16 protein-coding genes and 2 rRNA genes (1 of these 18 running past the window's edge) are annotated in these 19093 nt (G+C 63.9%); 5 read left to right on the top strand and 13 right to left on the bottom strand.

Features of this window, described 5'->3' with window-relative positions; genetic code table 11:
- Positions 1-10: 10 nt before the first annotated feature.
- The 7 genes from HWX76_RS05725 to rpe all read right to left on the bottom strand — a co-directional run bounded on the left by HWX76_RS05725 (position 11) and on the right by rpe (position 6415).
- Positions 11-637, bottom strand: a complete 627-nt coding sequence (locus HWX76_RS05725) for a CYTH domain-containing protein (RefSeq protein WP_011546533.1) — start codon at positions 635-637, stop codon at positions 11-13.
- Complete coding sequence (gene trpC, locus HWX76_RS05720; protein WP_006477043.1) at positions 637-1422, bottom strand: indole-3-glycerol phosphate synthase TrpC; 786 nt, start codon at positions 1420-1422, stop codon at positions 637-639. Before trpC ends, HWX76_RS05725 begins: the two co-directional genes overlap by 1 nt.
- Positions 1423-1450: 28 nt before the next feature.
- Positions 1451-2482, bottom strand: a complete 1032-nt coding sequence (trpD, locus tag HWX76_RS05715) for an anthranilate phosphoribosyltransferase (protein WP_050013172.1) — start codon at positions 2480-2482, stop codon at positions 1451-1453.
- 13 nt (positions 2483-2495) lie between these two features.
- On the bottom strand, positions 2496-3095 hold the full coding sequence (locus tag HWX76_RS05710) for an aminodeoxychorismate/anthranilate synthase component II (protein WP_050013050.1): 600 nt from the start codon (positions 3093-3095) through the stop codon (positions 2496-2498).
- A 13-nt stretch (positions 3096-3108) separates the two neighbouring features.
- Positions 3109-4602 (bottom strand): anthranilate synthase component I, encoded by a 1494-nt coding sequence (gene trpE, locus HWX76_RS05705; protein ID WP_050013049.1) that lies wholly within the window; start codon positions 4600-4602, stop codon positions 3109-3111.
- 357 nt (positions 4603-4959) lie between these two features.
- Positions 4960-5724 carry a phosphoglycolate phosphatase gene (locus HWX76_RS05700; RefSeq protein ID WP_050013048.1) on the bottom strand — a complete coding sequence of 255 codons (765 nt, stop codon included), beginning with the start codon at positions 5722-5724 and terminating at the stop codon, positions 4960-4962.
- Positions 5725-5728: 4 nt separating this feature from the next.
- On the bottom strand, positions 5729-6415 hold the full coding sequence (gene rpe / locus HWX76_RS05695) for a ribulose-phosphate 3-epimerase (protein ID WP_006482066.1): 687 nt from the start codon (positions 6413-6415) through the stop codon (positions 5729-5731).
- A gap of 177 nt (positions 6416-6592) precedes the next feature.
- Here rpe and apaG point away from each other — a divergent pair, with 177 nt between their 5' ends.
- On the top strand, positions 6593-6967 hold the full coding sequence (apaG, locus tag HWX76_RS05690; RefSeq protein ID WP_006477037.1) for a Co2+/Mg2+ efflux protein ApaG: 375 nt from the start codon (positions 6593-6595) through the stop codon (positions 6965-6967).
- A 21-nt stretch (positions 6968-6988) separates the two neighbouring features.
- Here apaG and HWX76_RS36645 read toward each other — a convergent pair whose 3' ends face one another.
- On the bottom strand, positions 6989-7132 hold the full coding sequence (locus HWX76_RS36645; protein ID WP_235356184.1) for a hypothetical protein: 144 nt from the start codon (positions 7130-7132) through the stop codon (positions 6989-6991).
- A 28-nt stretch (positions 7133-7160) separates the two neighbouring features.
- On the opposite strand from HWX76_RS36645, the gene HWX76_RS05685 reads away from it, so the two are divergent.
- Positions 7161-8285, top strand: coding sequence for an MltA domain-containing protein (locus HWX76_RS05685; RefSeq protein WP_050013047.1), 1125 nt, complete (start codon positions 7161-7163; stop codon positions 8283-8285).
- A 285-nt stretch (positions 8286-8570) separates the two neighbouring features.
- On the opposite strand, the gene paaK is transcribed toward HWX76_RS05685, so the two are convergent.
- From paaK to paaN, 5 genes are all read right to left on the bottom strand, one after another.
- Positions 8571-9869 carry a phenylacetate--CoA ligase PaaK gene (paaK, locus tag HWX76_RS05680; RefSeq protein ID WP_050013046.1) on the bottom strand — a complete coding sequence of 433 codons (1299 nt, stop codon included), beginning with the start codon at positions 9867-9869 and terminating at the stop codon, positions 8571-8573.
- Positions 9870-9907: 38 nt separating this feature from the next.
- Positions 9908-10360, bottom strand: a complete 453-nt coding sequence (gene paaI / locus HWX76_RS05675; RefSeq protein WP_089488134.1) for a hydroxyphenylacetyl-CoA thioesterase PaaI — start codon at positions 10358-10360, stop codon at positions 9908-9910.
- Position 10361: 1 nt separating this feature from the next.
- Positions 10362-11153, bottom strand: a complete 792-nt coding sequence (gene paaG, locus HWX76_RS05670; RefSeq protein ID WP_050013044.1) for a 2-(1,2-epoxy-1,2-dihydrophenyl)acetyl-CoA isomerase PaaG — start codon at positions 11151-11153, stop codon at positions 10362-10364.
- 45 nt (positions 11154-11198) lie between these two features.
- The gene (gene pcaF / locus HWX76_RS05665) at positions 11199-12401 is read right to left on the bottom strand and encodes a 3-oxoadipyl-CoA thiolase (protein ID WP_089488135.1); all 1203 of its coding nucleotides are present in this window, start codon (positions 12399-12401) and stop codon (positions 11199-11201) included.
- A gap of 87 nt (positions 12402-12488) precedes the next feature.
- Positions 12489-14195, bottom strand: coding sequence for a phenylacetic acid degradation protein PaaN (paaN, locus tag HWX76_RS05660; protein ID WP_089488136.1), 1707 nt, complete (start codon positions 14193-14195; stop codon positions 12489-12491).
- Positions 14196-14324: 129 nt separating this feature from the next.
- Between paaN and HWX76_RS05655 the strand changes: the two genes are divergently transcribed.
- The 3 genes from HWX76_RS05655 to HWX76_RS05645 all read left to right on the top strand — a co-directional run.
- Positions 14325-15101 carry an enoyl-CoA hydratase gene (locus HWX76_RS05655; RefSeq protein ID WP_050013041.1) on the top strand — a complete coding sequence of 259 codons (777 nt, stop codon included), beginning with the start codon at positions 14325-14327 and terminating at the stop codon, positions 15099-15101.
- Positions 15102-15670: 569 nt separating this feature from the next.
- A 16S ribosomal RNA gene (locus HWX76_RS05650) occupies positions 15671-17201 on the top strand.
- Positions 17202-17595: 394 nt separating this feature from the next.
- A 23S ribosomal RNA gene (locus HWX76_RS05645) occupies positions 17596-19093 on the top strand (it continues 1378 nt past the right edge of the window).
- Together the 16S and 23S rRNA genes form the textbook arrangement of a ribosomal RNA operon.

The following is a 19093-nucleotide window of genomic DNA, read 5'->3' as shown; positions in this document are numbered from 1 at the left end:
TGATGCGTGTTTATTGCGCGCGCAGCCGGTAGCCGCGCTGCGCCTTGCTGATGTTTTCGGGAACGAGGCCCGGCAGCGCCTGCTGCAGTTCGGCGGCGAGCGTCGCGAGCGCCGTTTCCGGGCCGTCGATCAGTTCGAGTTCGATTTCGCTGATCGGTTCGCGGCGCGTTTCGTGTTCCGCCTGGACGACGATCTCGCCGAGGTCTACCGCGGCCTCGACGGTTGCGCCGCCGATGGCGATGCGCCACAGCGTACGCGAAAAATCCGTGCGGAACAGCGCATGCAGCGCGCCGGCTGCGTCATTCAGCGCGGCGGCGGCTTCCGGCACGTCGCAGGCCGCGACGAGCGCGTCGATTTCGAGCGCGTCGCCCGCGACCGGCAGTTCCCACTCGTGGCGGCTATGCAGGCCGCCTTCCGCGCTGCCGACCGTCTTGAACGTCTGCAGCCAGCCGTCCGGCGTGCGGCGCACGCGCACCGCGCTCTTCGAGCGCGCGAGCGCGAGATCGGGCGTGTCGTAATAGACGTTCGCTAGCGTGATCGCGCGACCGGGTTCACCGGTCAGCGTCTCGAAGAAGCGGCGCGCGGCATCGGCCTGGCCGGCCGGCAGCGCGAGCTTGATTTCCTGTTCGATCGCCATCAGAAGAACATCCGTGCGAGTTCCTCGCCCGGCTGCTCGGCGCGCATGAACGCCTCGCCGACGAGGAACGTGTTCACGTTCGCCGCGCGCATCGTGTCGACGTCGGTGCGCGACAGGATGCCCGATTCGGTCACGACGATGCGATCCGCCGGAATCATGTCGAGCATGTCGAGCGTGGTCTGGATCGACGTCTCGAACGTGCGCAGGTTGCGGTTGTTGATACCGAGCAGCGGCGTCTTCAGCGTCAGCGCCTGTTCCATCTCGTGGCGGTCGTGCACTTCGACCAGCACCGCGAGGCCGAGCGAGTGCGCATAGGCTTCCAGATCCTGCATCAGCGGCGTGTCGAGCGCGGCGGCGATCAGCAGGATCGCGTCGGCGCCCATCGCGCGGGCTTCGACGATCTGGTACGCGTCGACGATGAAGTCCTTGCGCAGCACCGGCAGCGTGCAGGCCGCGCGCGCTTCCTCGAGGTAGCGGACGCCGCCCTGGAAGAACTGCTCGTCGGTCAGCACCGACAGGCATGCGGCGCCGTGCGCCGCATACGAGCGTGCGATGTCGGCCGGCACGAAATGCTCGCGCAGCACGCCTTTCGACGGGCTGGCCTTCTTGATTTCGGCGATCACGGCGGCGTTGCCGGCCGCGTGCTTCGCGCGCAGCGCACCGACGAAGTCGCGCAGGTCGCGCGCGGACGCTTCGAGTTTCAGTGCCTCGAGCGGCGTGCTGCGCAGCGCCGCCGCGATTTCTTCGCGCTTGACGGCGATGATTCGGTCGAGAATGTCGCTCATAGGGGTTCCTGCTGGATTCGTAAGAGGGTCAGCGCTTGAACTGCTGCGTGAAGCGCACGAGTTCGTCGACCTTCGCGCGGGCTTTGCCGCTCGCGATCGCTTCGCGGGCGAGCTGGATGCCGTCCGCGATCGACTCGGCGATATTGGCCGCGTAGAGCGCGGTGCCCGCGTTCAGCGTGACGATCTCGCGTGCGACGCCCGGCTGGTTGTCCAGCGCGCCGAGCAGCATCGTGCGCGATTCGTCCGCATTTTCCACCTTCAGCGTGCGATTCGACACCATCTGCAGGCCGAAGTCCTCCGGATGGATCTCGTATTCGTGCACCTTGCCGTCGCGCAATTCGCCGACGAGCGTCGCGGCGCCGAGCGATACCTCGTCCATGCCGTCCTTGCCGTACACGACGAGCACGTGCTGCGCGCCGAGACGCTGCATCACGCGCACCTGGATGCCGACGAGGTCGGCGTGGAACACGCCCATCAGCTGGTTCGGCGCGCCGGCCGGATTGGTCAGCGGGCCGAGGATGTTGAAGATTGTGCGCACGCCGAGCTCGCGGCGCACGGCCGCGATGTTCTTCATCGCCGGGTGATGGTTCGGCGCGAACATGAAGCCCATGCCGGTTTCGGCGATCGATGCGGCGACCTGGTCCGACTGCAGGTCGATGTTCACGCCGAGCGCCTCGAGCACGTCGGCGCTGCCGGACTTGCTCGATACGCCGCGGTTGCCGTGCTTCGCGACCTTCGCGCCCGCGGCCGCCGTGACGAACATCGACGCGGTCGAGATGTTGAACGTGTGCGAGCCGTCGCCGCCGGTGCCGACGATGTCGACGAAATTCGAGTTGTCCTGCACTTCGACGTGGTTCGCGAATTCGCGCATCACGGTCGCGGCGGCGGCGATCTCGCCGATCGTCTCCTTCTTCACGCGCAGCCCGGTGATGATCGCGGCCGCCATCACCGGCGACAGGTCGCCGCGCATGATCAGCCGCATCAGATGCAGCATTTCGTCGTGGAAGATCTCGCGGTGCTCGATCGTGCGTTGCAGCGCTTCCTGCGGGGTAATCGTCATCGTGCGTCTCCCGTCAGGCAGCCGGTGCGGCGGCATGGGCCGCTGCGCGGTTTTGCTTCAGGAAATTCTCGAGCAGCGCATGGCCATGCTCGGACAGGATCGATTCCGGGTGGAACTGCACGCCTTCGACCGGCAGCGTCTTGTGGCGCACGCCCATGATCTCGCCGTCGTCGGTCCACGCGGACACCTCGAGGCAGTCCGGCAGCGATTCGCGCTCGATCGCGAGCGAGTGATAGCGCGTCACGTCGAAATGCTTCGGCAGATCGGCGAACACGCCGCGGCAGTCGGTTTCGATCCGGCTCACCTTGCCGTGCATGATGGTCTTCGCGCGCACGACGCGGCCGCCGAACGCTTCGCCGATCGCCTGGTGGCCGAGGCAGACGCCGAGGATCGGCTTCCGGCCCGAGAATTCGCGCAGCACGTCGAGCGTGATGCCCGCGTGCTGCGGATTGCTCGGGCCGGGCGACAGGCAGATCGTGTCGGGGTTCAGGCGCGCGATGTCGTCGAGCGTGATTTCGTCGTTGCGGTAGGTGCGCACGTCCTCCCCGAGTTCGCCGAAGTACTGGACCAGGTTGTAGGTAAACGAGTCGTAGTTGTCGATCATGAGCAGCATGGTCAGTCTCCGGTCAGAAGTCGCTATCGAGGCCGTCCTGGACCTGTTCGGCCGCACGCAGCACCGCGCGCGCCTTGTTCTCGGTCTCTTGCCATTCGGATTCGGGCACCGAGTCCGCGACGACGCCGGCCGCCGCTTGCACGTACAGGTTGCCGTTGTGGATCAGGCCCGTGCGGATCGCGATCGCGAGATCCATCTCGCCGGAGAACGACAGGTAGCCGACCGCACCGCCGTACAGCCCGCGCTTGACCGGCTCGAGCTCGTCGATCAGTTCCATCGCGCGCACCTTCGGCGCGCCGGACAGCGTGCCGGCCGGGAACGTCGCGCGCAGCACGTCGTAGTTCGTCATGCCGGGCTTCAGCTTGCCTTCGACCGAGCTGACGATGTGCTGCACGTGCGAGTACTTCTCGATCACCATCTTGTCGGTCACCTGCACCGAACCGATCTCCGCGATGCGGCCGACGTCGTTGCGCGCGAGATCGATCAGCATCACGTGCTCGGCGATTTCCTTCGGATCGTTCAGCAGCTCGGTCGCGAGTTCCGCGTCGCGCTCGGGCGTGTTGCCGCGCGGGCGCGTGCCGGCGAGCGGCCGGATCGTGACGATCTGGTCGTCGCCGCGCTTTTCCTGGCGCACCAGGATTTCCGGCGACGCGCCGACCACGTGGAAATCGCCGAAGTTGTAGTAATACATGTACGGCGACGGATTCAGCGAACGCAGCGCGCGATACAGCGACAGCGGATTGTCGCGGTACGGCTTCGTGAGTCGCTGGCCGACCTGGATCTGCATCAGCTCGCCGGCCGCGATGTATTCCTTCGCCTGGCGCACGGCGGCCAGATAGTCGTCCTTCTTGAATTCGCGGAACGTCTCGGTGCGCACGCTCGCCGACGTGACGGGCGGCTGCACGGTCGTGCGCAGGCGCTGCTTCAGTTCGCGCAGGCGGTGTTTCGCCTTCGCATACGCTTCGGGTTGGCCCGGGTCCGCGTAGATGATCAGGTAGAGCTTGCCGGCGAGGTTGTCGATCACCGCGACTTCCTCGGTCAGCAGCAACTGGATGTCGGGCAGGCCGAGATCGTCGCGCGGCGCGGTGTTCGCGAGCTTCTTCTCGATGTAGCGCACCGCGTCGTAGCCGAAGTAGCCGGCGAGGCCGCCGCAGAACCGCGGCAGGCCCGGCCGCTGCGCGACCTTGAAGCGCGCCTGGAACGATTCGATGAACTGGAATGGGTCGCCGTCATGCGTCTCGACAACCTGGCCGTCGCGCACCACTTCCGACACGCCGTTGCGGGTGCGCACGAGCGTGCGGGCGGGCAGGCCGATGAACGAATAGCGGCCGAAACGTTCGCCGCCGACCACCGATTCGAGCAGGAACGAGTTGGCGCCCGCGCGTTCGGGCTGGGCCAGCTTCAGGTAGAGGGACAGCGGCGTTTCGAGATCGGCGAGGGCTTCCGCGATCAGCGGGATGCGGTTGTAGCCTTCGTTCGCGAGCGATTGGAATTCGAGTTCGGTCATGTTCCGGTCCTGTTCGGGACGAGCGGCGCGTGCGCCAGGGATCATTTGACGCTGCGCGGGTGGCCGTCGGCGAAAGGGCGGTCGATCGAGAAGTGCCTGTTGCCGGCCGGCACTCCGGGCGTGAACGTCGCGAGCCTGCGGCCGATCCTGAACGCAAGCGTTCGGACACGGTGGAACTCGAGGTGGTGCGACGATCGGCGCGCGGATGCGCAGCGAGATAAAAAACGGCGCTGAAGACGTGCTTCAGCGTACCTCATCGAAGAGGTCAGCGCGACCAGCGACGCCAGGGCCAGGCTCCCCGGTCGATGCTGCTCAGACTCCGTTTTTTATTCAGAAACATGCGGATGGAAGAAATAATCAGACGGTTGGCCGGCCGGCGTTGTGCGCGGAAATTGCGCGAGCCGCGACCAGCAACGAATCGACTATACCATCCGAATTTATCGTTTGTATAGCTTTGCCGTGGTTGTAGCCGTACGGCACCGTCAGTGTCGCCATCCCGGCCGCGCGGCCCGCCAGCGCGTCGTTTTCCGAGTCGCCGATCGCGACCGCGGCGTCCGGCGCGACGCCGAGCGCGTCGCAGGCCGTCAGCATCGGCAGCGGATCGGGCTTCTTGCGTGCGACGCTGTCGCCGCCCAGCACGATGCCGAAGCAGCCGGCCAGCCTGTATTGCTCGAGCAGCTCGACTGCGAAGCGGTGCGGCTTATTGGTCACGCACGCGAGCCGGATGCCGGCCGCGCGCAATGCGTCGAGGCCGGCCGCCACGTCCGGATAGAGACGCGTGTGGCGACCGTTGATCTTCGCGTATTCGGTCTGGTAGATCGCCAGTGCGTCGTCGAAGCGCGCGTGCGCTTCGTCGGCCGGGAAGCGCGGCTTCAGCACGCTGTGGATCAGGTGTTCGGAGCCTTTGCCGACATAGCCGATCACTTCGTCGCGCGACGTGGCCGGCGCGCCGAGCTGCGCGAGCATCCCGTTCAGGCCGGCCGTGAAATCGTCGGCCGTGTCGACCATCGTGCCGTCGAGGTCGATCAGCGCCGCATCGATGCGCGGCGCGGCGAAGCGGATCGGCGCAGCGTCCGCGGCGGCTCCGGCCGGCGCGTGGCCGGCGAACGACGAGTCGGCCACGGCGTCAGCTCCGCTCGACGGTCGCGAGCGCCGCGCGCATCTCGTCGATCACCTTGCGATAGTCGGGCTTGCCGAAGATCGCCGAACCCGCGACGAACGTGTCCGCGCCGGCCGCCGCGATTTCCGCGATATTGTCGGCCTTCACGCCGCCGTCGACTTCGAGCAGGATCTCGCGGCCCGTGCGTTCGGTGTACGCGTCGATGCGGGCGCGCGCCTCGCGCAGCTTGTTCAGCGTTTCCGGGATGAACGACTGGCCGCCGAAGCCGGGGTTGACCGACATCAGCAGCACGAAGTCGAGGCGATCCATCACGTGGTCGAGGTAGTTCAGCGGCGTGGCCGGATTGAACACGAGGCCGGCCTTGCAGCCATGGTCGCGGATCAGCGACAGCGTGCGGTCGATGTGGTCGGAGCCCTCCGGGTGGAAGCTGATCAGGTTCGCGCCGGCCTTCGCGAAATCGGGCACGATCCGGTCGACCGGGCGCACCATCAGGTGCACGTCGATCGGCACCTGCACGTGCGGGCGGATCGCCTCGCAGACGAGCGGGCCGATCGTCAGGTTCGGCACATAATGATTGTCCATCACGTCGAAGTGAATCCAGTCGGCGCCGGCGGCGACCACGTTGCGGACTTCTTCGCCGAGCCGTGCAAAGTCGGCCGACAGGATGCTGGGAGCGATGCGGAATTGAGTCATGACAGGGGAGCGGGGACGTTGCGGCGCAAAACCGTCATTCTACCGTCCGGCGACCCGCTGCGCGGCGGCAGGCCGTGCGGTGGCGGCCCGAATGCGCATAGAATGCCGAACCAATGCGGCGCGCCCGCGGCCCGGCCGCTCGAGTCGGCGCGCGCGGTTACCTACAGCGGACACACCATGAGTCAGTATCAGTTCACCGTTTCGGTGAAAACCAGCTACTTGCCGGAACAATCCGACCCCGATCACCGTCAATACGCATTCGCGTACACGCTGACGATCCGCAATACCGGGCAGGTCGCGGCGCAGCTGATCGCGCGTCACTGGATCATCACGGACAGCGAGAGCCACGTGCAGGAAGTGAAGGGGCTCGGCGTCGTCGGGCACCAGCCGCTGCTGCAGCCGGGCGAGCATTTCGAATACACGAGCTGGGCCGTGATCGCGACGCCGGTCGGCACGATGCGCGGCGCGTACTTCTGCGTGGCGGAGGACGGCGAGCGTTTCGAGGCGCCGGTCGACGAGTTCGCGCTGCACATGCCGCGCACGCTGCATTGAGCGTGCGGTGTGCAGTGTGCGTCAGCGCGGCTGGCGGTCGTCGCGGCGGGCCTGCTTCTTTCTGCCCGACGACGTCCACACGACGATGAAGATCAGCAGGGCAAGCGCGACGAAGGCTTCGAGCGCGAAGATGAGCATCGGATATTGGTCGAGAAAATCTGACATGGCGGTTTCCATCAAGAACGGACATTGTATGTGGTTTGGGCCCCGGCTGGCCGGGTGGATGGCTGCGGCTGCTGCGGCGGCGCTGCTCGCCGCGTGCGGCGGCGCGCCGACGCGGACCTCCGCGCTGAAGCCGCCGACCGGTGCGGCGGTCGTGCCGGGGCAGGTCGCCGCGAAGCGGCTCACGCCGGTCGCGTGGCAGCAGGTGCCGGGCTGGCAGGACGATTCGCTGATCGGCGCGACGGCCGCGCTGCGGCAGAACTGCGCGCGGCTCGCGCGCCAGCCGGCCTGGGCGCGCGCTTGCGCGGCCGCCGACCGGCTCGACGAGCTCGACGTCAGCAGCGCCCGCAGTTTCTTCGAAACGTATTTCACGCCGTTCCAGTTCGCGAACACCGACGGTACGCTCGACGGGCTCGTGACCGGCTATTACGAGCCGCTGCTGCACGGTTCGCGCGTACGCCGCGGTCCGTATCAGTACGCGCTCTATCGCTGGCCGGCCGGCTATCGCGCGGGCGCCGCGCTGCCGGCACGCGCGCAGCTCGAGCGCGCCGGCATCCTGAACGGCAACGAGCTCGTATGGGTCGACGATCCGATCGAGGCATTCTTCCTGCAGGTGCAGGGCTCGGGGCGCGTGCTGCTCGACGACGGTTCGGTGATGCGGGTCGGCTTCGGCGGCACCAACAACCAGCCGTACCGTTCGATCGGCAAGTGGCTGCTCGATCGCGGCGAGCTGACGCCCGCGCAGGCGACGATGCAGGGCATCAAGGCCTGGGCGAAGGCGAACCCGACGCGCGTCGACGCGCTGCTCGACACGAATCCGCGCTTCGTGTTCTTCCGCGACATGCCGACCAAGGAGGATGCGCCGCACGGCGGCGCCGACGGTCCGATCGGCGCGCTCGGCGTGCCGCTGACGCCGGAGCGCTCGATCGCGGTCGATCCGTCGTCGATCCCGCTCGGCACGCCGGTGTTCCTGCAGACCACGCGTCCGCTGACGAATACGCCGATGAACCGGCTCGTGTTCGCGCAGGATACGGGCTCGGCGATCAAGGGCGGCGTGCGGGCGGACTATTTCTGGGGGCTCGGCGACGACGCGGGCGACCAGGCTGGCCGGATGAAGCAGGTCGGCCGGATGTGGCTGTTGTTCCCGAATTCGTGATTGGGCGCGGCGCGGGTTGTCCGGAGGGTGGCCCGTGCACAAGATTCGGCATTCGTGGCGCGTCTCATGCGTGACGCGCATGCCGGTTTGATCGCCGGTGTGCCCATGTGATTTCGGTTCGCGTGATGCCGTGCGTGTCACGTCGAACGACGCTTTGGCGTAAAACAGCCCGATCGGCATTGGCCGACCGGGCTGTTTCGTTTGCAGGCACGGCTTCGCCGTTGCGCGGCGTGCGTGCGGCGAGTACGCGACGTTCGCGCCGGTCGCCTGCGCGGCGGGGTGACCTCAGCCCTTGCGTTTGTCGATGACGCGGCGCGCCTTGCCGACCGAGCGCTCGATGCCGTTCACGGGCAGCACGTTGATCATGGCCGTCACGCCGATCAGCGACTTGATGTCGTACGCGAGCGCCTGTTTTGCCGCCTGGATCGCCGCGGTATCGGGCGCGGTCTCCGGACAGGGCTCGACGTTGAGCGTCAACACGTCGAGCGGGCCTTCCTTCGTCAGCACGATCTGATAGTGCGGCGCGAGCGCGCGCTGCTTGAGCAACTGCTCCTCGATTTGCGTCGGGAACACGTTGACGCCGCGCACGATCATCATGTCGTCCGACCGGCCGGTGATCTTCTCCATCCGGCGCATCGTCCGGGCGGTGCCTGGCAACAGGCGCGTGAGGTCACGGGTGCGGTAGCGGACGATCGGCAGCGCTTCCTTCGTCAGCGACGTGAACACGAGCTCGCCGAGTTCGCCGTCCGGCAGCACTTCGCCGGTTTCGGGGTCGATGATTTCCGGATAGAAATGGTCTTCCCAGATGGTCGGGCCGTCCTTGGTCTCCACGCATTCGGACGCGACGCCCGGGCCCATCACTTCGGACAGCCCGTAGATGTCGACCGCGTCGATCCCCATCCGCTGTTCGATGGCGACGCGCATGTCGTTGGTCCACGGCTCCGCGCCGAAGATGCCGATGCGCAGCGAACTCTGCACGGGATCGAGGCCCTGGCGCTCGATCTCGTCGGCGATCGACAGCATGTAGCTTGGCGTGACCATGATGATGTCGGGCCGGAAGTCCTGGATCAGCTGCACCTGCTTTTCGGTCTGCCCGCCGCCGAACGGGATCACGGTGAGGCCCGCGCGTTCGGCACCGTAATGTGCGCCAAGCCCGCCCGTGAAGAGGCCATAGCCGTAGCTGACGTGCACCTTGTCGCCGCGGCGCGCACCGGCCGCGCGGATCGAGCGCGCGACGAGATTCGCCCACGTGTCGATGTCGGCGGCCGTATAGCCGACGACCGTCGGCTTGCCGGTCGTACCCGACGACGCATGGATGCGCGAGATCTGGTCCTGCGGCACCGCGAACATCCCGAACGGATAGCTGTCGCGCAGGTCGCCCTTGGTCGTGAACGGGAAGCGCGACAGGTCGGCGAGCGTCTTCAGGTCGTCCGGATGCACGCCCGCTTCGTCGAACTTGCGGCGATAGACGGGCGAGTGGTCATACGCATGCCGGAGCGACCATTTGAGGCGTTCGAGCTGCAGCGCGGTCAGCTCGTCGCGTGAGGCGGTCTCGATCGGCTCGAGCGGTAGCGGGGTAGTCATGCATGTCTCCAGTGTTTGTTATGGGCGCGCCGTCGACGTCAGCGGTCTTCCGGGATGACCGTGCCCTTGATCTGGGCGGATTTGCCGCGAAACATCGCGACGGTGTCGCCTGTCTGGTTCGTGACGCGGATGTCGTAGATGCCGTGGCGGCCGGCACGCGCCTGTTCGATCGCCTCGGCCGTCAGCATGTCGTCGCCGTGCACGGGGCGCAGGAATTCGATCGAGCAGCCGGCCGCGACCGCATTCACGTTGTACGAGTTGCACGCGAACGCGAACGTCGAATCGGCGAGCGTGAAGATGATCCCGCCGTGACAGGTCTGGTGCCCGTTCAGGAATTCGGGTCGCACGCGCATCTGCAGGCGGGCGTAGCCGGCGCGGACTTCGGCGATCTCCATGCCGAACGCGCGGCTGCAGGCATCGGCGTCGTACATGGCCTGAGCGGTGGCGCGGGCGAGCGAATCGGGATCGAGCGTGGCGGTGGCGTTCGTCATGTCAATGCCCTTCGAAGCGCGGTGCGCGCTTCTCGATGAAGGCCTGCACACCTTCCGCATAGTCGTGCGACTGACCGAGCTTGCGCTGCAGGTCACGTTCCACGTCGAGTTGCTGATCGAGCGTGTTCGTGACGCTGTCCCGCATCGACTGCTTGATCGATGCGATCGCGAGCGTCGGCTGCTGCGCGAGCTGGGCGGCGAGTTGGCGGGCCGTCGCGACGAGCGCGTCGTCGTCGACCGCGCGCCAGATCAGGCCCCACTGTTCGGCCTGTTCGGCGCCGAGCTTGTCGCCGGTCAGCGCGAGCCCCAGCGCGCGCGCCATACCGATGCGTTGCGGCAGGAACCACGTGCCGCCCGAATCGGGTACGAGCCCGATCTTTACGAAGGCCTGGATGAAACTGCTCGAGCGGGCGGCGAACACGAGATCGCACGCGAGTGCGAGATTCGCGCCGGCGCCGGCCGCCGTGCCGTTGACGGCGGCGATTACCGGAATCGGCAGACGCTGCAGGCGGCGGATCAGCGGATTGAAATGCTCGTCGATCAGCGTGCCGAGGTCGGTGGACGCGCCCGGTGTGAAGTCGAGGTCGGCCAGATCCTGGCCCGCGCAAAAGCCGCGCCCCGCACCCGTCAGAATCAGCGCGCGTGCACCGGCCGCCTCGACTTCATCGAGCGCCGACTGCAGTTCGCGATGCATCGCCCGCGTGAAGCTGTTCAGCTTGTCGGGGCGGTTGAGCGTGATCGTGGCCACGCGCGCGGCCTGATCGATATCCAGCTGGATCGCCTGATAGGACATGCAGTATCTCCGTCATGACTTCGTTATAGGCGCGCGGCGCGGCGGTTACACGCGTTCGATCGCGAGCGCGATGCCCTGACCGACGCCGATACACATCGTACAGAGCGCGAAGCGGCCGCCGGTACGCTCGAGTTGATGGAGCGCCGTGGTGACGAGCCGCGCGCCCGATGCGCCGAGCGGGTGGCCAAGCGCGATCGCACCGCCGTTCGGGTTCACGCGCGGATCGTCGTCGGCGACGCCGAGCATGCGCAGCACCGCGAGACCTTGCGACGCGAACGCCTCGTTCAGTTCGATCACGTCGAACTGGTCGATCGTCATGCCGAGCTGGCGCAACAGTTTCTGCGTGGCCGGCGCGGGGCCGATGCCCATCACGCGTGGCTCGACGCCGGCGGTCGCCATGCCGATGACGCACGCGCGGCGGCGCAGGCCATGCTGGTCGGCTGCTTGCGCATTGGCGAGCAGCAGCGCGCAGGCGCCGTCGTTGACGCCCGACGCGTTGCCGGCCGTCACGGAGCCGTCCGGGCGCACGACACCCTTCAGCTTCGCGAGCGCCTCGAGCGACGTCTCGCGCGGATGCTCGTCGCGCGACACGACGATGGCGTCGCCTTTCTTCTGCGCAATCGTGACCGCGACGATTTCTTCAGCGAGCGTGCCGTCTTGCTGCGCCCGAGCGGCCTTTTGCTGGCTGCGCAGCGCGAACAGGTCCTGATCCGCGCGACTGATGTGGTAGTCGACCGCGACATTCTCGGCGGTTTCCGGCATCGAATCGACGCCGTGCAGTTGTTTCATCAACGGATTGACGAAGCGCCAGCCGATCGTCGTATCGAAGATGTCGGCCTGGCGCGCGAACGCGCTCGCCGCCTTGCCCATCACGAACGGCGCGCGCGTCATGCTCTCGACGCCGCCTGCGATCATCAGGCGCGCTTCACCTGCCTTGATCGCGCGCGCGGCCGTGCCGACCGCGTCCATCCCGGAGCCGCACAGCCGGTTCAGCGTCGTGCCCGGCACGGCGGTGGGCAGGCCCGCCAGCAGCGCCGACATGCGCGCGACGTTGCGGTTGTCCTCGCCGGCCTGGTTCGCGCAGCCGTAGATCACGTCGTCGATCGCCGCCCAGTCGACGTCGCGATTGCGCTCGATCAGCGCCTTGAGCGGCACCGCGCCGAGGTCGTCGGCGCGGACATCTTTCAAGGCGCCGCCGTAGCGGCCGATGGGAGTGCGAATCGCGTCGCAGATGTAGGCGTCTGTCATGAGCGTATCGGTGAGTGACGAACCCGCCGGGTGGCGGATTCGTTCATGGTAGAGAACATGGCGGCGTTTGCACGTCGGCCAATCGGGTTATGCCGTCTGGCCAGCTTCCGCAGGTGCCGCCTTCGGGGCAACATGGACGCGACTTTGGACCACGCGGAAGCGGTTGGCGACGAATGCCGGATCGGCCAGCGCGGCGTTGGCCGCCGGGTTCGCGCCTGTGCCGTGGAAGTCGGAGAACGCGGCCGACTGATTGACGAATACGCCGCTCGTCAGGTTGATCGACAGCGCGACCCCGCCACGCACCGCCGCGTCATGCGCGGTGTCGATGATTGCGTCGTCGGTGCTGTAGACGGAGAGGGTGAGCGCGCCATGCTCGGCGGCGATTTCACCGGCCAGATCGAGCGACTGCGCGGTCGAGTCGGTTGCGATCACGAACGAAATCGGGCCGAACCACTCCTGCGTGAATTTCTCGCGATCGGCCACGTCGAGTTGCAGTACGAGCGGCGTGCGCACGCGCGCGTCGGGGAAGGTGGGATGCTGGAGCGTCATGCTGTCCGCGAGCACGCGGCCGAGCTTGCGCGCGTCGTCGATGCGCGCGGTCACGCCGTCGTTCTGGATCGCGCCGATCAATTCGACCGAGCGTGCCGGGTCGCCGGTGAGCTTTTGCACGGCAACCGCGATCGCTTGCGCGACTTCGTCGAAGCTCGCATGGCCGTCGGCCGTCCGGATACCGTCGCGCGGCACGTAGATGTTCTGCGGCGCCGTGCACATCTGGCCCGAGTACAGCGCCAGCGAGAACGCGATGTTCTTGGCGGCGGCCTTCAGGTCGTCGGTCGAGTCGATCACGATCTGGTTGACGCCGGCTTTCTCGGTGTACACCTGCGCCTGGTGGGCATGGTGTTCGAGCCACGTGCCGTTTTGCGTGCTGCCGGTGAAGTCGATCAGCTTGATCTCGGGGCGCAGCGCGAGATCCTGGACGAGGGCGCCGTCGTTGGGTTCGGTCGCGAGGAGGGTGACCACGTTCGGATCGAACCCGGCTTCGCGCAGCACGTCGCGGGCGATCCGCACCGTGATCGCGAGCGGCAGGATCGCGCCCGGGTGCGGCTTGACGATCACGGTATTCCCGGTTGCCAGATCGGCGAACAGGCCCGGGTAGCCGTTCCAGGTGGGGAACGTGCAGCAGCCGAGCACGACGCCCGTGCCGCGCGGCACGATCGTATAGCGCTTGTGCATCGCGAGCGGCGGATTCTTGCCTTGCGGTTTTTCCCAGTGCGCATCGGCCGGGATGCGGCGCAGTTCGTCCCACGCATAGGCGACCGCCTCGAGGGCGCGGTCCTGTGCGTGCGGGCCGCCGGCCTGGAACGCCATCATGAACGCTTGCCCGGTGGTGTGCATCACGCTGTAGGCGATTTCGAAGCTTGCACGGTTCAGGCGGGCAAGGATTTCGAGGCTGACGCCGATCCACGCGCTCGGGCCGGCTTCGCGCCACGTACGTTGCGCGGCGCCAGCGGCAGCGATCAGAGCGTCCGGCGTAGATTTCGGATACCGGATGCCCAGCGCGATGCCGTACGGTGAGCGCTCGGCGCCGACCGTGTCATCGGACGCCGGCTGGTCGAGCACGAAGGTCTTGTCGAGGTGCGACTTGAACGCGGCCTCGCCGTCCGCGCTTGCGCTTTCCCCGTACACTTTGGGGCTCGGCATTTCGGCGAACGGGCTCCAGTACCCGCGGCTCTCGATGGCGGCGAGTGCGTGTTTCAGCGTGTCTTCGTGCTTCGTGAACAGGGCATGGGTCATGGCGACAGCCTGATGAACGTTGAGAGGGATCGGATCGATTAATTAACCGACCGGTTGGTCGGAGAATGGTAGCATCAAACTATTCGCATGTGCGAGGCGTTTCTCATTTCATTGATCGAGGAGAAATAGATGGCTTACGAGAACATCCTGGTGGAGACCCGGGGGCGTGTCGGTCTGGTGACGCTGAACCGTCCGAAGGCGCTGAATGCGCTGAACGATGCGTTGATGGATGAACTGGGCGCTGCGCTGAAGGCGTTCGACGCGGACGACGATATCGGCGCCATCGTCGTGACTGGCAGCGAGAAGGCGTTCGCGGCCGGCGCGGACATCGGCATGATGGCGGCCTATTCCTATATGGATGCTTATCGGGGCGACTACATCACGCGCAACTGGGAGACGGTCCGCGAGATCCGCAAACCGATCATTGCTGCGGTGTCGGGCTTTGCGCTGGGCGGTGGTTGCGAACTCGCGATGATGTGCGACATCATCTTCGCGGCGGATACGGCCAAGTTCGGCCAGCCGGAAATCAAGCTGGGCGTCATGCCGGGTGCGGGCGGCACGCAGCGTCTGCCGCGCGCGGTATCGAAGGCGAAGGCCATGGACATGTGCCTGACCGCGCGCTTCATGGACGCCGCCGAGGCCGAGCGTGCCGGACTCGTATCGCGCGTGCTGCCAGCCGACAAGCTGCTCGACGAGGCGATTGCCGCGGCGACGACGATCGCCGAGTTTTCGCTGCCGGCGGTCATGATGGTCAAGGAGTCGGTGAACCGCGCGTACGAGACGACGCTGGCTGAAGGCGTCCACTTCGAGCGACGGTTGTTCCATTCGTTGTTCGCAACCGAAGACCAGAAGGAAGGGATGGCGGCGTTCGTCGAGAAGCGGAAGCCTGTGTTCAAACACCGCTGATCGGCCGGCGCCACGATAGGTATCCGGTGGCTGACCTATATCCGTCGTCGGCGCGATTGCCTCGCCCGGGTGCTTCAAAGCCTCCGTGCGCGCCAGCGCCCGGAGGCTTTTTCAAACTTTCTTCATAAAGGGCTTGCGCGGATGGGGGCGGATGCATAGAATCACGCCTCTTTCGCGCTAACGGAAACGCGGCGCGGGAGGAAGGGAAGCGGTGCTGTCGGGTTCGGGATGTAGCGAGCCTTGGCGGTACAGGAAGTTGAGCCCCGCAGTCGCAACGATGTAGTGTAAAAAGTTGTTGACGAGCTGCGAAACACGGTTCATAATCTCGCTTCTCTGCTGCTTAAAACGCAGCGCTGCCGGGAAACGCGAAGTTCCTCGCAGAATGCTCTTTAAAAATTAACAGCCGATAAGTGTGGGCGCTTGATGGAAGCGAGCTGATCCTCGGATCAGATGGCGAAAGTATCAAGAGTCTCACACTAAAGTAAGTCAGGTTTATGAAGTGATTCATATTCCTGTCAGCTTTGAGTGAGCGACCGGTTCTTAACCGAACCGAAAACAGTAACAGGTTTGAACTGAAGAGTTTGATCCTGGCTCAGATTGAACGCTGGCGGCATGCCTTACACATGCAAGTCGAACGGCAGCACGGGTGCTTGCACCTGGTGGCGAGTGGCGAACGGGTGAGTAATACATCGGAACATGTCCTGTAGTGGGGGATAGCCCGGCGAAAGCCGGATTAATACCGCATACGATCNGGATGAAAGCGGGGGACCTTCGGGCCTCGCGCTATAGGGTTGGCCGATGGCTGATTAGCTAGTTGGTGGGGTAAAGGCCTACCAAGGCGACGATCAGTAGCTGGTCTGAGAGGACGACCAGCCACACTGGGACTGAGACACGGCCCAGACTCCTACGGGAGGCAGCAGTGGGGAATTTTGGACAATGGGCGAAAGCCTGATCCAGCAATGCCGCGTGTGTGAAGAAGGCCTTCGGGTTGTAAAGCACTTTTGTCCGGAAAGAAATCCTTGGCTCTAATACAGTCGGGGGATGACGGTACCGGAAGAATAAGCACCGGCTAACTACGTGCCAGCAGCCGCGGTAATACGTAGGGTGCGAGCGTTAATCGGAATTACTGGGCGTAAAGCGTGCGCAGGCGGTTTGCTAAGACCGATGTGAAATCCCCGGGCTCAACCTGGGAACTGCATTGGTGACTGGCAGGCTAGAGTATGGCAGAGGGGGGTAGAATTCCACGTGTAGCAGTGAAATGCGTAGAGATGTGGAGGAATACCGATGGCGAAGGCAGCCCCCTGGGCCAATACTGACGCTCATGCACGAAAGCGTGGGGAGCAAACAGGATTAGATACCCTGGTAGTCCACGCCCTAAACGATGTCAACTAGTTGTTGGGGATTCATTTCCTTAGTAACGTAGCTAACGCGTGAAGTTGACCGCCTGGGGAGTACGGTCGCAAGATTAAAACTCAAAGGAATTGACGGGGACCCGCACAAGCGGTGGATGATGTGGATTAATTCGATGCAACGCGAAAAACCTTACCTACCCTTGACATGGTCGGAATCCTGCTGAGAGGCGGGAGTGCTCGAAAGAGAACCGGCGCACAGGTGCTGCATGGCTGTCGTCAGCTCGTGTCGTGAGATGTTGGGTTAAGTCCCGCAACGAGCGCAACCCTTGTCCTTAGTTGCTACGCAAGAGCACTCTAAGGAGACTGCCGGTGACAAACCGGAGGAAGGTGGGGATGACGTCAAGTCCTCATGGCCCTTATGGGTAGGGCTTCACACGTCATACAATGGTCGGAACAGAGGGTTGCCAACCCGCGAGGGGGAGCTAATCCCAGAAAACCGATCGTAGTCCGGATTGCACTCTGCAACTCGAGTGCATGAAGCTGGAATCGCTAGTAATCGCGGATCAGCATGCCGCGGTGAATACGTTCCCGGGTCTTGTACACACCGCCCGTCACACCATGGGAGTGGGTTTTACCAGAAGTGGCTAGTCTAACCGCAAGGAGGACGGTCACCACGGTAGGATTCATGACTGGGGTGAAGTCGTAACAAGGTAGCCGTATCGGAAGGTGCGGCTGGATCACCTCCTTTCCAGAGCTATCTCGCGAAGTTGAGCGCTCACGCTTATCGGCTGTTGATAAAGACAGAAAGACTGTCTGTTAGCGGTTTTAACGGTTATAATGCCGCCCGCTTTCGATAATCCTCAATGACAAACATTCGAATGACGATTGTTCGAGTCTTTGTCATTGGCGATTGAGCCAGTCAGAGGATATCAACAGATATCGGCTGTCGTTCTTTAACAATCTGGAAGAAGTAAGTAATTTGGATAGCGGAAGCGTCTCGAGATGGACGTGGAAGTTATCCGGGTTGTGATTGTATCGATGTATCTCAAGATGATTCGAACTCCATGTTCGACTTAAATTGGAATACGGCACAACGCGAGAACTCAACCTGTAGCGGCTGTCGAGAGACAGACTCGTTATAGGGTCAAGCGAACAAGTGCATGTGGTGGATGCCTTGGCGATCACAGGCGATGAAGGACGCGGTAGCCTGCGAAAAGCTACGGGGAGCTGGCAAACGAGCTTTGATCCGTAGATGTCCGAATGGGGAAACCCGGCCCTTTTGGGTCATCCTGGACTGAATACATAGGTCCAGTGAAGCGAACGCGGTGAACTGAAACATCTAAGTAACCGCAGGAAAAGAAATCAACCGAGATTCCCAAAGTAGTGGCGAGCGAAATGGGATGAGCCTTGCACTCTTTATTTGTATTGTTAGCCGAACGCTCTGGAAAGTGCGGCCATAGCAGGTGATAGCCCTGTAGGCGAAAACAGTATGAAAGAACTAGGTGTGCGACAAGTAGGGCGGGACACGTGAAATCCTGTCTGAAGATGGGGGGACCATCCTCCAAGGCTAAATACTCGTGATCGACCGATAGTGAACCAGTACCGTGAGGGAAAGGCGAAAAGAACCCCGGGAGGGGAGTGAAATAGATCCTGAAACCGCATGCATACAAACAGTCGGAGCCTCGCAAGGGGTGACGGCGTACCTTTTGTATAATGGGTCAGCGACTTACGTTCAGTAGCAAGCTTAACCGTATAGGGCAGGCGTAGCGAAAGCGAGTCCGAATAGGGCGTTCAGTTGCTGGGCGTAGACCCGAAACCAGGTGATCTATCCATGGCCAGGATGAAGGTGCGGTAACACGTACTGGAGGTCCGAACCCACTAACGTTGAAAAGTTAGGGGATGAGCTGTGGATAGGGGTGAAAGGCTAAACAAACCTGGAAATAGCTGGTTCTCTCCGAAAACTATTTAGGTAGTGCCTCGTGTCTCACCTTCGGGGGTAGAGCACTGTCATGGTTGGGGGGTCTATTGCAGATTACCCCGCCATAGCAAACTCCGAATACCGAAGAGTGCAATCACGGGAGACAGACATCGGGTGCTAACGTCCGGTGTCAAGAGGGAAACAACCCAGACCGCCAGCTAAGGTCCCCAAATATAGCTAAGTGGGAAACGAAGTGGGAAGGCTAAAACAGTCAGGAGGTTGGCTTAGAAGCAGCCACCCTTTAAAGAAAGCGTAATAGCTCACTGATCGAGTCGTCCTGCGCGGAAGATGTAACGGGGCTAAGCTATATACCGAAGCTGCGGATGCGAGCTTTGCTCGCATGGTAGGAGAGCGTTCCGTAAGCCTGCGAAGGTGCCTTGTAAAGGGTGCTGGAGGTATCGGAAGTGCGAATGCTGACATGAGTAGCGATAAAGGGGGTGAAAGGCCCCCTCGCCGTAAGCCCAAGGTTTCCTACGCAACGTTCATCGGCGTAGGGTGAGTCGGCCCCTAAGGCGAGGCAGAAATGCGTAGCTGATGGGAAGCAGGTCAATATTCCTGCACCATTGTTAGATGCGATGGGGGGACGGATCGCGGAAGGTTGTCCGGGTGTTGGAAGTCCCGGTCGCTGCATTGGAGAAGGCGCTTAGGCAAATCCGGGCGCG

Source organism: Burkholderia sp. BCC0398 (genome assembly GCF_902833245.1).
In the GTDB taxonomy this organism is placed as follows: Bacteria; Pseudomonadota; Gammaproteobacteria; order Burkholderiales; family Burkholderiaceae; genus Burkholderia; species Burkholderia sola.
The sequence above is the reverse complement of the archived record's forward strand: the minus strand, read 5'-3'. Positions and strand labels throughout refer to the sequence as shown.